Origin of the sequence: Rhodopseudomonas sp. AAP120, assembly GCF_001295845.1 — a bacterium.
Lineage (GTDB): Bacteria > Pseudomonadota > Alphaproteobacteria > Rhizobiales > Xanthobacteraceae > Rhodopseudomonas.
Genome location: NZ_LJIC01000151.1, coordinates 1 through 14,031, shown reverse-complemented (window position 1 = coordinate 14,031; position 14,031 = coordinate 1). Strand labels below are relative to the sequence as shown.

At 65.7% G+C, this 14,031-nt stretch carries 11 protein-coding genes; 3 read left to right on the top strand and 8 right to left on the bottom strand.

Features of this window, described 5'->3' with window-relative positions; all coding sequences use genetic code 11:
* The 8 genes from IP86_RS21940 to IP86_RS21905 all read right to left on the bottom strand — a co-directional run.
* Positions 1-273 (bottom strand): biotin/lipoyl-containing protein (locus IP86_RS21940; RefSeq protein ID WP_283804790.1); only part of this gene is annotated, 273 nt, incomplete at its 3' end.
* A gap of 103 nt (positions 274-376) precedes the next feature.
* Positions 377-3,334, bottom strand: coding sequence for a 2-oxoglutarate dehydrogenase E1 component (locus IP86_RS21935; RefSeq protein ID WP_054164556.1), 2,958 nt, complete (start codon positions 3,332-3,334; stop codon positions 377-379).
* Between the two features lie 128 nt (positions 3,335-3,462).
* Positions 3,463-4,347, bottom strand: a complete 885-nt coding sequence (gene sucD / locus IP86_RS21930) for a succinate--CoA ligase subunit alpha (protein ID WP_054164555.1) — start codon at positions 4,345-4,347, stop codon at positions 3,463-3,465.
* Between the two features lie 60 nt (positions 4,348-4,407).
* Positions 4,408-5,604, bottom strand: coding sequence for an ADP-forming succinate--CoA ligase subunit beta (gene sucC, locus IP86_RS21925; RefSeq protein ID WP_054164554.1), 1,197 nt, complete (start codon positions 5,602-5,604; stop codon positions 4,408-4,410).
* A gap of 82 nt (positions 5,605-5,686) precedes the next feature.
* On the bottom strand, positions 5,687-6,655 hold the full coding sequence (gene mdh / locus IP86_RS21920) for a malate dehydrogenase (protein WP_054164553.1): 969 nt from the start codon (positions 6,653-6,655) through the stop codon (positions 5,687-5,689).
* A 127-nt stretch (positions 6,656-6,782) separates the two neighbouring features.
* Positions 6,783-7,961, bottom strand: coding sequence for a cell division protein ZapE (zapE, locus tag IP86_RS21915; protein ID WP_054164552.1), 1,179 nt, complete (start codon positions 7,959-7,961; stop codon positions 6,783-6,785).
* Positions 7,962-8,018: 57 nt separating this feature from the next.
* Positions 8,019-8,585, bottom strand: coding sequence for an RNA 2',3'-cyclic phosphodiesterase (thpR, locus tag IP86_RS21910; RefSeq protein ID WP_054164551.1), 567 nt, complete (start codon positions 8,583-8,585; stop codon positions 8,019-8,021).
* A gap of 190 nt (positions 8,586-8,775) precedes the next feature.
* Entirely contained in the window at positions 8,776-9,393 is a 618-nt protein-coding gene (locus tag IP86_RS21905; protein WP_054164557.1) for an arylesterase, read from the bottom strand.
* Between the two features lie 88 nt (positions 9,394-9,481).
* Here IP86_RS21905 and IP86_RS21900 point away from each other — a divergent pair, with 88 nt between their 5' ends.
* From IP86_RS21900 to IP86_RS21890, 3 genes are all read left to right on the top strand, one after another.
* The gene (locus tag IP86_RS21900; RefSeq protein WP_054164550.1) at positions 9,482-10,222 is read left to right on the top strand and encodes an ABC transporter ATP-binding protein; all 741 of its coding nucleotides are present in this window, start codon (positions 9,482-9,484) and stop codon (positions 10,220-10,222) included.
* A gap of 3 nt (positions 10,223-10,225) precedes the next feature.
* Positions 10,226-12,805, top strand: coding sequence for an ABC transporter permease (locus tag IP86_RS21895; RefSeq protein ID WP_054164549.1), 2,580 nt, complete (start codon positions 10,226-10,228; stop codon positions 12,803-12,805).
* 349 nt (positions 12,806-13,154) lie between these two features.
* The gene (locus tag IP86_RS21890) at positions 13,155-13,946 is read left to right on the top strand and encodes a Bax inhibitor-1/YccA family protein (protein ID WP_054164548.1); all 792 of its coding nucleotides are present in this window, start codon (positions 13,155-13,157) and stop codon (positions 13,944-13,946) included.
* Positions 13,947-14,031 lie beyond the last annotated feature (85 nt).

Here is a 14,031-nt window from a genome sequence, read left to right as displayed (position 1 = left end):
GGGCGCCGGCGCGGCCGCGGCCGGCTTGGCAGCGCCGCCGCCTTCGGTGATCTGGCCGAGCAACGCACCGACGGCGACGGTCTCGCCGTCCTTGGCGACGATCTCGCCGAGGGTGCCGGCGGAGGGCGCCGGCACTTCGATGGTCACCTTGTCGGTTTCGAGTTCGACCAACGGTTCGTCCACCGCCACCGAGTCGCCCGGCTTCTTGAACCAGCGGCCGATCGTCGCCTCGGTCACCGATTCGCCGAGGGTCGGAACGCGAATATCAGTCATCGTTTGCTTTCCTTTTGCGGCGCGGCGGCCTCGTGCCGGCGCCAGCCCGTGAATTCATACTCGGGAATTACGAAGGGCCGCCCGCCGGCGGCCCTTCCGCGGCTCAGCGCAGCGCCTCGTCGAGGAACGCCTTGAGCTGGGCGACATGCTTCGACATCAGGCCGGTCGCGGTGGCGGCCGAGGCGGGCCGGCCGACGTAACGCGGGCGACGGTTGGTCGCCCCGGCCTGGTTCTGCACCCACTCCAGATACGGCTCGATGAAGTGCCAGCCGCCCATGTTGCGTGGCTCTTCCTGGCACCACACCAGCTCGGCATCCTTGAACCGAGACATTTCGTGCACCAGCGTCTTCAGTGGCACCGGATAGAGCTGCTCGACGCGCAGCAGATAGATGTCATCGATGCCGCGCTTCTCACGCTCCTCGTAGAGATCGTAATAGACCTTGCCCGAGCAGATCACGACGCGGCGGATCTTGTTGTCCGGCACGAGCTTGATCTTCTCGTCCGGCAAGGTCTGGGCGTCGTCGAGCAGCACGCGGTGGAAGCTGGTGCCCGGGCCGAGTTCGTCGAGCCGCGACACCGCTCGCTTGTGGCGGAGCAGCGACTTCGGCGTCATCATGATCAAGGGCTTGCGGATCTCGCGCTTGAGCTGACGACGCAGGGCGTGGAAGTAGTTCGCCGGGGTGGTGGCGTACACCACCTGCATGTTGTCCTCGGCGCACATCTGCAGGAAGCGCTCGAGGCGGGCCGAGGAGTGCTCCGGACCCTGGCCCTCGTAGCCGTGCGGCAGCAGGCAGACCAGGCCCGACATGCGCAGCCACTTGCGTTCGCCCGACGAGATGAACTGGTCGAACAACACCTGAGCGCCGTTGGCGAAGTCGCCGAACTGGGCTTCCCACAGCGTCAGCGTGTTCGGCTCCGCCAGCGAGTAGCCGTATTCGAAGCCGAGCACCGCCTCTTCGGACAGCAGCGAGTTGATCACCTCGTAGTGGCCCTGATCCGGGCCGAGGTGATTGAACGGCGTGTAGCGGGTCTCGTCCTCCTGATCGATCAGCACCGAATGGCGCTGCGAGAAGGTGCCGCGCTCGCAATCCTGGCCCGACAGGCGGACGCGCTGGCCCTCGTTGAGCAGCGCGCAGAACGCCAGCGCTTCGCCGGTCGCCCAGTCGATGCCGACGCCGGAATCGATCGCCTTGGCGCGGTTTTCCAGGAAGCGCATCACGGTGCGGTGCAGCCGGAAGCCTTCCGGCACCTTGGTGATCTTGGCGCCGATCTCCTTCAGCGTCTTGAGATCGACCCCCGTGATGCCGCGCCGCGGGTCTTCTTCCTGATCGGCGGATTTGAAGCCGGCCCACTTGCCATCGAGCCAGTCGGCCTTGTTGGGCCGATAGGACGAGCCGGCTTCCAGCTCGGCGTCGAGCCGGGCGCGCCAGTCGGCCTTGGCCTTCTCGACTTCGCCCTCGGTGATCACACCGTCGGCGATCAGCCGCTTCGAGTAGATCTCCAGCGTGGTCGGATGGCCGGCAATCTTGCGGTACATCGACGGCTGGGTGAACGACGGCTCGTCGCCTTCGTTGTGGCCGTGCCGGCGATAGCAGAACATGTCGATGACGACAGGCTTGTGGAACTTCTGCCGGTACTCGACCGCGATCTTGGCGGCAAACACCACCGCTTCCGGATCGTCGCCGTTCACATGGAAGATCGGCGCGTCGATCATCTTGGCGACGTCCGACGGATAGGGCGACGACCGCGAGTAGCGCGGATAGGTGGTGAAGCCGATCTGGTTGTTGACGATGAAGTGGATCGAACCGCCGGTGCGGTAGCCCTTCAGGTCGGACAGCGCGAAGCACTCCGCCACCACGCCCTGGCCGGCAAAGGCCGCGTCGCCGTGCATCAGCAACGGCAGCACCGAGACGCGCTCTTCCGGCAGGTCGCCGTGCTGGTCCTGCTTGGCGCGGACCTTGCCGAGCACCACCGGATCGACGATCTCGAGATGCGACGGGTTGGCGGTCAGCGACAGATGCACCTTGTTGTGGTCGAACTCGCGGTCCGACGAGGCGCCGAGATGATACTTGACGTCACCCGAGCCTTCGACTTCGTCGGGGTTGGCCGAGCCGCCCTTGAATTCGTGGAACAGCGCGCGGTGCGGCTTGCCCATCACCTGGGTCAGCACGTTGAGGCGGCCGCGATGCGGCATGCCGAGCACGATCTCGCGGACGCCGAGATTGCCGCCGCGCTTGATGATCTGCTCGAGCGCCGGGATCAGCGCTTCGCCGCCGTCGAGGCCGAACCGCTTGGTGCCGGTGAACTTGAGATCGCAGAACTTCTCGAAGCCCTCGGCTTCGACCAGCTTCATCAGGATCGCGCGCCGACCCTCACGGGTGAAGCTGATCTCCTTGTCCGGCCCCTCGATCCGCTCCTGCAGCCAGGCCTTCTGGGCGCCGTTCGAGATATGCAGAAACTCGATGCCGACGGTCTGGCAATAGGTGCGCTCGCAGATCGCGACTATCTCGCGCAGCGAGCCGTATTCAAGGCCCAGCACGTGATCGAGGAAGATCTTGCGGTCGAGATCGGCCTCGGTGAAGCCGTAGCTGCGGATATCGAGCTCTTCATGATCCTTGGCCGGCTCCAGCCCGAGCGGATCGAGCTTGGCGTGGAAGTGGCCACGCATGCGATAGGCGCGGATCAGCATCAGGGCGCGGACCGAGTCACGCGTCGCCTGGTTGACGTCGGCGGTCGACAATTCGACGCCCTTGGTCTGAGCCTTGGACTGAATCTTCTGGCCGACGTTCTTTTCGACCTGCGCCCAGTTGCCGTCGAGCGCCGACGTCAGATCGTCGCGCGGCGTCAGCGGCCAGTTCGCCTTCTCCCAGGACGGGCCCTCGGCGTTCTTCTGGATATCGCCCGGATTGTCTTTCAGACTCTGGAAGAATGCCTGCCAGTCGGCATCGACAGAAGACGGGTCGTTTTCGTAACGGGAGTAGAGATCGTCGATATAGGTGGCATTGGCGCCCTGCAAAAACGAAGAGAGGGCGAAAGCGGCATTCGCGTCCTGGCGAGACATGATTGCTTCCTGATTACAATTATCGCGTCGGACACGCGATAAGCTGATCCGGTTACCGGATCAGCAACATAGTGCACCTTTTACCGAATTTCATGGAAATGTAAGCTCGGAACTACACAAGGGTTGAATTAGGACTTCAATTTTTCGGCAAGCGTCTTGCCGAGCCGCGCCGGCGACGGCGAAACGGTGATGCCGGCAGCTTCCATCGCGGCGGTTTTCGACGCGGCGTCGCCCTTGCCACCCGAAATGATCGCACCCGCATGACCCATACGCCGGCCTGGAGGGGCGGTGACGCCGGCGATGAACCCGACGGTCGGCTTCTTGCGGCCACGCTTGGCCTCGTCGATCAGGAACTGCGCGGCGTCCTCTTCGGCCGAGCCGCCGATCTCGCCGATCATGATGATCGACTCGGTCTTGTCGTCGGCCAGGAACATCTCCAGCACGTCGATGAACTCGGTGCCCTTGACCGGGTCGCCGCCGATGCCGACCGCGGTGGTCTGGCCGAGGCCTTCGCTGGTGGTCTGGAACACCGCCTCATAGGTCAGCGTGCCGGAGCGCGACACGATGCCGACTGAGCCGGGCTTGAAGATGTTGGCCGGCATGATGCCGATCTTGCAGGCGCCGGCGGTCATCACGCCGGGGCAGTTCGGCCCGATCAGCCGCGACTTCGAGCCGGCCAGCGAGCGCTTCACCCGCACCATGTCGAGCACCGGGATGCCCTCGGTGATGCAGACGATCAGCGGAATCTCGGCATCGATCGCCTCGCAGATCGCATCCGCGGCGCCCGGCGGCGGAACGTAGATCACCGAGGCGTCGGCGCCGGTCTTCTGCCTGGCTTCGGCGACGGTGTCGAACACCGGCAGGCCCAAATGGGTCGAGCCGCCTTTGCCCGGCGAGGTGCCGCCGACCATCTTGGTCCCGTAGGCGATCGCAGCTTCCGAATGGAAGGTGCCGTTCTTGCCGGTGAAACCCTGGCAGATGACTTTGGTGTTGTTGTCGATCAGGATGGACATGGACGATGTTGCTTTCGCGGTCGAACGGGTTGGTCGGAAGCGAGCGAGGCCGGCGCGGCCTCAGGCTCCCTTGACGGCGTTGACGATCTTCTGCGCGGCGTCGTCGAGATTGTCGGCGGGCAGCACGTTGAGGCCGGAGTGCTTGATGATCTTCTTGCCCTCTTCGACATTGGTGCCTTCGAGGCGAACCACCAGCGGCACCGACAGTCCGACTTCCTTGACGGCAGCAACCACGCCCTCGGCGATCACGTCGCACTTCATGATGCCGCCGAAGATGTTGATCAGGATGCCCTTCACGTTCGGGTCGGCGGTGATGATCTTGAACGCCGCCGTCACCTTCTCCTTGCTGGCGCCGCCGCCGACGTCGAGGAAGTTGGCGGGCGACATGCCGTACAGCTTGATGATGTCCATCGTGGCCATCGCCAGGCCGGCGCCGTTGACCATGCAGCCGATGGTGCCGTCGAGCGTGACGTAGTTGAGGTCGTATTTCGACGCTTCGATTTCCTTGGCGTCTTCTTCGGTCTCGTCGCGCAGCACCTGGATGTCCGGGTGGCGGTACAGCGAATTGCCGTCGAACGAGATCTTGGCGTCGAGGCACTTCAGATCGCCCTGCTTGGTCAGCACCAGCGGGTTGATCTCGAGCATCTCCATGTCCTTGGCGACGAACGCGGTGTACAGCTTGGTCACCAGCGCTTCGGCCTGCTTGGCCTGATCGCCCTTGAGGTTCAGTGCCTTGGCGACGGTGCGGCCGTGATGGCCCATGATGCCGGTGGCCGGATCGACCGTGAACGACACGATCTTCTCAGGGGTCTCGTGAGCGACGTCCTCGATCGACATGCCGCCTTCGGTGGAGACCACAAAGGAGACGCGCGAGGTGGCGCGGTCGACCAGCAGCGACAGATAGAACTCCTTGTCGATCTCGGAGCCTTCCTCGATGTACAGGCGGTTGACCTGCTTGCCGGCCGGGCCGGTCTGCACCGTCACCAGCGTGGCGCCGAGCATCTGCTGGACGTAGTCCTTGACCTCATCGACCGACTTGGCGAGCCGCACGCCGCCCTTGTCGCCGGCGGAGGCTTCCTTGAACTTGCCCTTGCCGCGGCCGCCGGCATGGATCTGGCTCTTCACCACCCACACCGGGCCGCCGAGCTGCTTGGCGGCAGTCTCGGCCTCGGACGCCTTGAAGATCGGATAGCCGTGCGACACCGGTACGCCGAATTCGCGCAGCACCGCTTTGGCCTGGTATTCGTGGATATTCATCGATTGCCCCTCGCCAGATCGCATCCAGCCGGTTGAGTTGTGGCGCGCCCCTTGGGGAGCGCGCCACGGTCAGTTCAGGTCCTTAGTGCCCCAGCAGATCGGGGGCGATCTTCTTGCAGGCGTCGACCAGGCCCTGCACGGCGGCGACCGACTTGTCGAACGCCTCGCGGTCCTTGCCGGCCAGCTCGATCTCGACGATGCGCTCGACACCCTTCGAGCCGATCACCACCGGCACGCCGACATACATGTCCTTGACGCCGTATTCGCCGCCGAGGTGAGCCGCGACCGGCAGAACGCGCTTCTTGTCCTTCAGATAGCTCTCGGCCATCTGGATCGCCGAGGCGGCGGGCGCGTAGAACGCCGAGCCGGTCTTCAGCAGGTTGACGATTTCGGCGCCGCCGTTGCGGGTGCGGTCGACGATCTCGTCGAGACGCGCCTGCGAGGTCCAGCCCATCTTCACTAGATCCGGCAGCGGGATGCCGGCGACGGTGGAGTACTTCACCAGCGGCACCATGGTATCGCCGTGGCCGCCGAGCACGAAGGCAGTGACGTCTTCGACCGAAACGTTGAACTCATCGGCCAGAAAGTAGCGGAAGCGCGCGCTGTCGAGCACGCCGGCCATGCCGACGACCTTCTTGGCGGGCAGGCCCGAAGCCTTCTGCAGCGCCCAGACCATCGCGTCGAGCGGGTTGGTGATGCAGATGACGAACGCGTCCGGCGCGTACTTCTTGATGCCGGCGCCGACCTGTTCCATCACCTTGAGGTTGATGCTGAGCAGGTCGTCGCGGCTCATGCCCGGCTTGCGCGGCACGCCGGCGGTGACGATCACCACGTCCGCACCTTCGATCGCCTCGTAGGAGTTGGCGCCGGTCAGGTTGGAGTCGAAACCGTCCACCGGGGACGATTCCGCGATGTCGAGCGCCTTGCCCTGCGGCACACCTTCGGCGATGTCGAACATCACCACGTCGCCGAGCTCTTTCAGCCCGATCAAGTGAGCCAGCGTTCCGCCGATCTGACCAGAGCCGATCAAAGCAATCTTGTTACGCGCCATGGGGAAACAGTCCTTTGAGCCCGAAGGAGGGAGGGGTGGGAAATCCGCTTGGCTGGTTATCCCTTTCGACCGGAGCGTTCAAGTCGCGCCGCGCCCATTTGTTGGCCAGCCGCCATGCGAACACGCCTCACGTCTCTACCAGGCCCGTAGTCGAGCCGGTCGCGGTGGAGTCACTGCGGCCGTGCGGCAGCGCCAGGTAAGATTCCGAGCCCATTTCAATCAGTCGCGAGACGGTGCGGTTGAATTCCATGGCTTCATAGCCTTCGTCGGCGCGGTAAAGATCTGCCGGTTCGGCGGCCGCCGAGGCCATCAGCTTCACGGCATTGTCGTACAGCGTATCGATCAGCGCGATAAACCGCTTGGCGGCATTGCGGTCGGCGTAGTCCATCACCGGAATGTGGTCGATGATCAGCGTGTGGTACTCGTGCGCCAGTCGCAAATAATCGGACGCGCCGAGCGGCTTCTCGCACAGATCGGCGAAAGTGAACCGCGCGACATGATGATCGGCGCGCGGAATATGCAGCAGCCGGCCCTTGATCGAAATGTCACGCGGCGCACCGGGGGCACTGCCGGTAATCCGGTTCCAGGCGCGGTCGAGCGCGGCGGTCGCCTCGGCGTCGTCCGGCGTCATCCAGACCTTCATGCCGGCGAATTTCTCCAGCCGGTAATCGGTCCGCGCATCGAGCCGGATCACCTGCATGTGCTGCTTCACCTGGCCGATGAACGGCACGAACAACGCGCGGTTGAGGCCGCCTTTGTAGAGATCGTCCGGCGCCACGTTCGAGGTCGCCACCACCACGGTGCCGAGCTCGAACAGCTTGCCGAACAGCCGTGACAGGATCATCGCGTCGGCGATGTCCGTGACGTGAAATTCATCGAAGCACAGCAGCCACGCTTCATCGAAGATCGACGCGGCCGTCAGGCCGATGACGTCGCCGTCGGGAATTTCGCCGCGCTTGATGTTCTGCCGGAACGCATTGATGCGCTCATGGGCCTCGGCCATGAACTCGTGGAAATGCGCGCGGCGCTTGTGCAGCACCGGGCTGGTGTCGAAGAACAGGTCCATCAGCATGGTCTTGCCGCGGCCCACTTCGCCATGGACGTACAGCCCCTGCGGCGGCTCGGGATCGCTACCGCCGAACAGCCGTCCGAGAAAGCCCTGCTTTTTCGGTGGCTTGTAGCTCGCCAGCAGGGAATCGAGGGCGCCCAGCGCCTCGACCGCCCGGGCCTGGGCCGGATCGGCCTCGATGGCGCCGGACGAAACCAGCGACTGATATTGGTGGCGGAACGAGCGCGGAGCGGACATGGACGTTCTTACCGCCCCACCGCGCTGCAAAAAGCAAGAACTGAATGCTGCTGAGAGCTATGCGGTCCGGGCCAGCCGGTGGTCGCCCTGGGATTTGAGCTCGTAAGGCGCTTCGACCACATAGGGCCCGCCGCCGGTCGAGGCCCGGGACGAAAACAACACGAAGCGCTCGGCCGTGAACGCCCTGGTGGGGAAATAGCCCCGGATCGACAGATATTGGGCGACGTCCTGGCAGGAGACGTCGCGCAGCCAGGCCAGGGTGACGTGCGGGGTGAATTTGCGGCCTTCGGGGTCGAGCCCGACCCGCTGCATCAGCCGCTCCAGCTCGGCCTGCAGCTCGATCAGCGGCCGGGACGGCACCACCGAGGCCACCACCGCGCGGGGCTTTCGGCCGCCGAAGCTCGACAGCCCCTGCAGCTGCACCTCGAATGGCCGGCGGTTGACCCGGAACAGCGTCGAAGCGACCTCGTTGGCGGTGGCGCCGTCGATGTCGCCGATGAACCGCAGGGTCAGGTGATAGTTTTCCGGCTCGACCCAGCGGGCGCCCGGCAGGCCGCCGCGCAGCATCGAGAGGGTCTGGGTGATGTCGGCGGGGATCTCCAGTCCAGTGAACAGACGCGGCATCGGAACTCCCCTTTTTTGGGCCCGATCGCGGCGGCTGTCCCTGACGTCCGGGACTTTGCTCCCCGCAAATCGTCCGGCGAATCACTTCGTCAATTTTGTAGCGGGTTTGTGTAACAGCGCTACCGTGACAACGCCGGGGCGTTGAAAAAGTTGAGGGCAATCCGTCCCTTACGCGCCTTATGCCGGGTTTTCAGCGTTTCTGCCCAGCAACCGTTCGAAGAAATGCTTCGACCGTAGGCAGGATATTGGCGACCACACGGTCGACCCCAGCGGCGGTCGGATGAATGCCGTCGGCCTGGTTGAGCCCGGACACTGTCGCCACGCCGTCGAGGAAGAACGGATACAGCGGGACGTCGTATTGTTTGGCGAGGTCGGGATAGATCGCGTTGAATTCCCGGGCGTAATCCGGCCCGTAATTCGGCGGCGCCAGCATGCCGGCGAGCAGCACCGGAATGTTGCGGGCCTTGAGCCGCTTGACGATCTCCTCCAGCGCCTGACGAGGCACCTTGGGATCGGTGCCGCGTAGCGCATCATTGGCGCCGAGTTCGACGATCACCGCATCCGCATCGGCGGGCACCGACCAGTCGAGCCGCTCCAAGCCGCCGCTCGCCGTGTCGCCCGACACGCCGGCGTTGATCATGGTGGTGGGAATGCCCTTGGCTTCCAGCGCCTTCTGCAGCTTGACCGGGAAGGCCGCATCTGCGGGCAATCCGTAACCTGCCGTGAGGGAATCGCCGAGCACCACCACCTTCAACGGCGGCTGCTGGGTCTGCGCCTCCGCGCCCTTCATGCCGATCAACGACAACATCGCGATAACCATCGCCCACGCAAACGTGCGGCCAACCCTCTCGACCGCACCGAAACAATTGCCATATGCACCAGCCATGGACAGCCTTATGGACAGCTTCATCGAACCCTCATCGCGGCCCGGCCAACAGCCGGACTCCATCTCCATTTCGAACGTCAATCTGTCGCTGGGCAGTGGCGCCGCGCGGGTGCACATCCTCAAGGACATCAGCCTGCGCGTCGCCCAGGGCGAAGCGATCGGCCTGATCGGCCCGTCGGGGTCGGGGAAATCCACCCTGCTGATGGTCATGGCCGGGCTGGAGCGGCCCGACAGCGGGGAGGTGGTGGTCAACGGCACCGCTTTCAATGGCCTCGGCGAGGACGCGTTAGCGCGCTTCCGCGGCCGCGAGGTCGGAATCGTCTTTCAGTCCTTTCACCTGATCCCCACCATGACGGCGCTGGAAAACGTTGCGGTGCCGCTCGAACTCGCCGGCGAGCGCGATGCGGCGGCCCGCGCCGCGCGCGAACTCACTTCGGTGGGACTGGGCGAACGGCTGCATCACTATCCGTCGCAGCTCTCGGGCGGCGAGCAGCAGCGCGTCGCTTTGGCGCGGGCGCTGGCGCCGGATCCGGCGATCCTGGTGGCGGACGAGCCGACCGGGAATCTCGATGAGGCGACGGGACGGCAGATCGTCGATCTGCTGTTCACCAAGCATGCCGAACGCGGCATGACGCTGGTGCTGGTGACGCACGATACGGGCCTTGCGGAGCGCTGCGACCGGGTGGTCCGGCTGCGCTCCGGACGGATCGACACCACCCAGCCGGGCACCGCCCGCGCCCGCTCGGCCTGACCGATGACGACGCTGGAGTCTTGCGGCAAACCTGTGGCAGCAGCTGCGAACCTGTCGCTGCCGTTCCGCTACGCGCTGCGCGAGATGCGCGGCGGCCTGAACGGCTTCTACGTCTTCATCGCCTGCATCGCGCTCGGCGTCATGGCGATCGCCGGGGTCGGCTCGGTCGCCGCGAGTCTCGGCGAAGGCCTGGCCCGCGAAGGGCGTACCCTGTTAGGGGGCGACGTCGCGTTCTCGCTGATCCAGCGCGAGGCGACGCCGCAGGAGCTCGATTACCTCCGCGCCCGCGCGCCGGTATCTGTTGCGGCGACGATGCGCGGCATGGCGCGGACGCCGGCGGGGCAGTCGGCGCTGGTCGAGATCAAGGCGGTCGACAATCTCTATCCGATGCTCGGCGAATTGAAGCTGGCGCCGCCGATGCCGCTGGCCGATCTGTTGGCCGAGCGGGACGGCGCGTTCGGGGCGGCGGCCGATGCGGCGCTGCTGGCGCGGCTCGAGCTGAAAGTCGGCGACCGGGTCAGCGTCGGCAGCGCCAACTTCGAGATCCGCAGTGTCGTCGAGTCGGAGCCGGACAAGCTCGCCGGCAATGTCGGCTTCGGGCCGCGCTTTCTGATCAGCGAGGCGGCGCTGCGCGCCACGCAGCTGCTACAGCCCGGCAGCCTGGTGCGCTGGATCTATCGGGTGCGGCTGCCGGACAACCGCGCCGACGATCAGGCGGCGATCCGCTTCGCCGACGATACCCGCGCGGCGCTGCCGCACGCCGGCTGGGAAATCCGCAGCCGCGGCAACGCCTCGCCGCAGCTCGAACGCACCATCACCCGCTTCACGCAGTTCCTCACGCTGGTCGGCCTCGCCGCGCTGCTGGTCGGCGGCGTCGGCGTCGCCAATGCGGTGAAGAGCCACATCGATCGCCGCCGCGAGGTGATCGCCTCGTTCAAGGCGCTCGGCGCCACCGGGCGCGACGTGTTCGCGATCTATCTGACGCAGGTGCTGGTGCTGGCGACGATCGGCTCGCTGATCGGCCTCTTGCTCGGCGCCGCGCTGCCGTTCGCCATCGTCGGCCTGTTCGGCAAACTGCTGCCGCTGCCGGTGGTGCCGGCGCTGCATTGGGGCGAGCTCGGCCTGTCGCTGATCTACGGTCTGCTGACCGCGCTGGCGTTCGGGCTGTGGCCGCTGGCGCAGGTCCGCGACGTCCCGGTCGCGACGCTGTTCCGTGAAGCCGCCACTGCAGATGCGCACCGGCCGCGGCCGCACGACATCATCGGCATCGGCGCGGTGATCGCGCTGCTGCTCGCGGTGGTGATCGGGCTCGCTTACGACAAGCGCGTCGCCATCGCCTTCGTGGGCGCCTCGGTGCTGGTGTTCGCGCTGCTGCGCGGCGTCGCCGCGGCCCTGATGGCGATCGCGCGCCGCCTCCCCCGCTCGCGCATCACCATGCTGCGGCTTGCCGTCGCCAACATCCACCGACCCGGCGCGCTGACGCCGTCGGTGGTGCTGTCGCTCGGCCTCGGCCTCGCCGTGCTGGTGACGATCGCGCAGATCGACGGCAATCTGCGCCGGCAATTCACCGCCGCGTTGCCCGAGAAGGCGCCGGCGTTCTTCTTCATCGACATTCCGTCGAGCGAAACCGACCGCTTTGGCGCCTTCCTGAAACAGATTGCCCCGACCGCGACGCTGGAAGACGTGCCGATGCTGCGCGGCCGGATCGTCGCCGCGCGCGGCGTGCGTGCCGAGGACCTCAAGCCCGCCCAGGATGCCGAATGGGTGCTGCAGAGCGACCGCGGGCTCACTTACGCGACCGACCTGCCGGCCGGCTCCAAAGTGGTGCAGGGCCATTGGTGGCCCAAGGACTACAGCGGCAAGCCGCTGGTGTCGTTCGACAAGAAGCTCGCCGACGGGCTCGGCCTGAAGATCGGCGACACCGTCACGGTCAATGTGCTGGGCCGCGAGATCACCGCGACGATCAGCAATCTGCGCAGCGTCGACTGGCAGAGCCTCGGCATCAATTTCGTGCTGGTGTTCTCGCCCAACACGTTTCGCGGCGCGCCGCACACGCATATCGCCACGCTGACCGAGGCCGGCAGCACGCCGCAGAGCGACGCCGCGCTGATCAAGCAGGTGGCGGACAAATTCCCGATGGTCACCAGCGTCCGGGTCAAGGAAGCGTTGGAGACGGTCGGCGGCGTGGTCAGCAATCTGGCGCTGGCGGTGCGCGGGGCGAGTTCGGTGACACTGATCTCGGCCATCCTGGTGCTCGGCGGCGCACTGGCGGCCGGCCACCGCCACCGGGTCTATGACGCCGTGATCCTGAAGACGCTCGGCGCCACGCGGGGGCGGCTGATCGGCGCCTTCGCGCTCGAATACATGATGATCGGGCTCGCCACCGCGGTATTCGGGGTGATCGCCGGCTCGGTTGCCGCGTGGCTCATCGTCACACGATTGATGACGCTCAGCTTCGTCTGGCAGGCCGGCTCGGCCGCCGGCGTGGTGGTGGCGGCGCTGATCGTCACGGTCGGCCTCGGGCTGGTCGGCACCCTGCTGGCGCTCGGCCAAAAACCCGCGACCGTGCTGCGGAATCTATAGCCGCCGCGGCCCGGCATGGCGGCCCTCCGGGGCCGCTCTCCCGGCGGCCGGCCGCACCAACCGGCGCGGGAAAGTGCGGCGATTTCGACCAAAGTCGCGCCGGCGGTCCGGACCCCGATGCTGCGGAGCGACATTCAGCCGCGCATAAACCCTTGCCCCTATTGTGTTAGTTTCCCACATATCGGAATGGGTCGGACAGCGCGCCGGCGACTGGGTGCCGAATTCGGTGACCGAATTGAGTGACCGAATTCAGTGACCCGAACTTAACGTCCGCCGCGCATCACTGTCCGGATAGTTTTCATCGGCTTCGCCACCCTTCGCGGCGCCGAACCAACTCAGGATCTCGACCATGTCGGACTTGGACCGTAACTACGCCTCTCCCTTCGGCCGGGCCGCCGGTCGCGTCGACAGCGCGACCGTGGATGCCGGTCTGCGCGCCTACATGCTGCGCATCTACAACTACATGACGATCGGCCTGGCCATCACCGGCCTGGCCGCTCTGGGCGTCTATATGGGCGCCGTGACCACCGACAGCACCGCCGCCGCGGCGCGCGTCGGCAACACCATGCTGACCTCGTTCGGCGTGGCGATGTTCGTCAGCCCGCTGAAGTGGGTGTTCATCCTCGCCCCGCTGGCGATGGTGTTCGCCATCTCGTTCGGCATCAACCGGCTGAAGCCGCAGACCGCGCAGATGCTGTTCTGGGCGTTCTCGGCGCTGATGGGCATCTCGCTGTCGTCGATCTTCCTGGTGTACACTCACACCTCGATCGTGCGGGTGTTCTTCATCACCGCCGCCTCGTTCGGTGCGCTGAGCCTCTACGGCTACACCACCAAGCGTGACATGACCGGCATGGGTTCGTTCCTGCTGATGGGTCTGATCGGCGTGGTGATCGCCAGCCTGGTGAACCTGTTCGTCGCCTCTTCGATGCTGCAGTTCATCGTCTCGGTGGTCGGCGTGCTGGTGTTCGCGGGCCTGACCGCCTGGGATACGCAGCGCCTGAAGAACGACTACATCTACGGCTACGCGTCGGAAGGCGGCGAAGTCGCGGAACGCGCGGCGATCACCGGTGCGCTGTCGCTCTACCTGAACTTCATCAACCTGTTCACGCTGCTGCTGCAGCTGCTCGGACAGAAAGAGTAAGCACCTCGTCAGTGCCGACCATCAAAGCCCCGGCCTCGCGCCGGGGCTTTTTTGTTGGGGGCTTTTTGTGGGGGGGGGGGGGGGG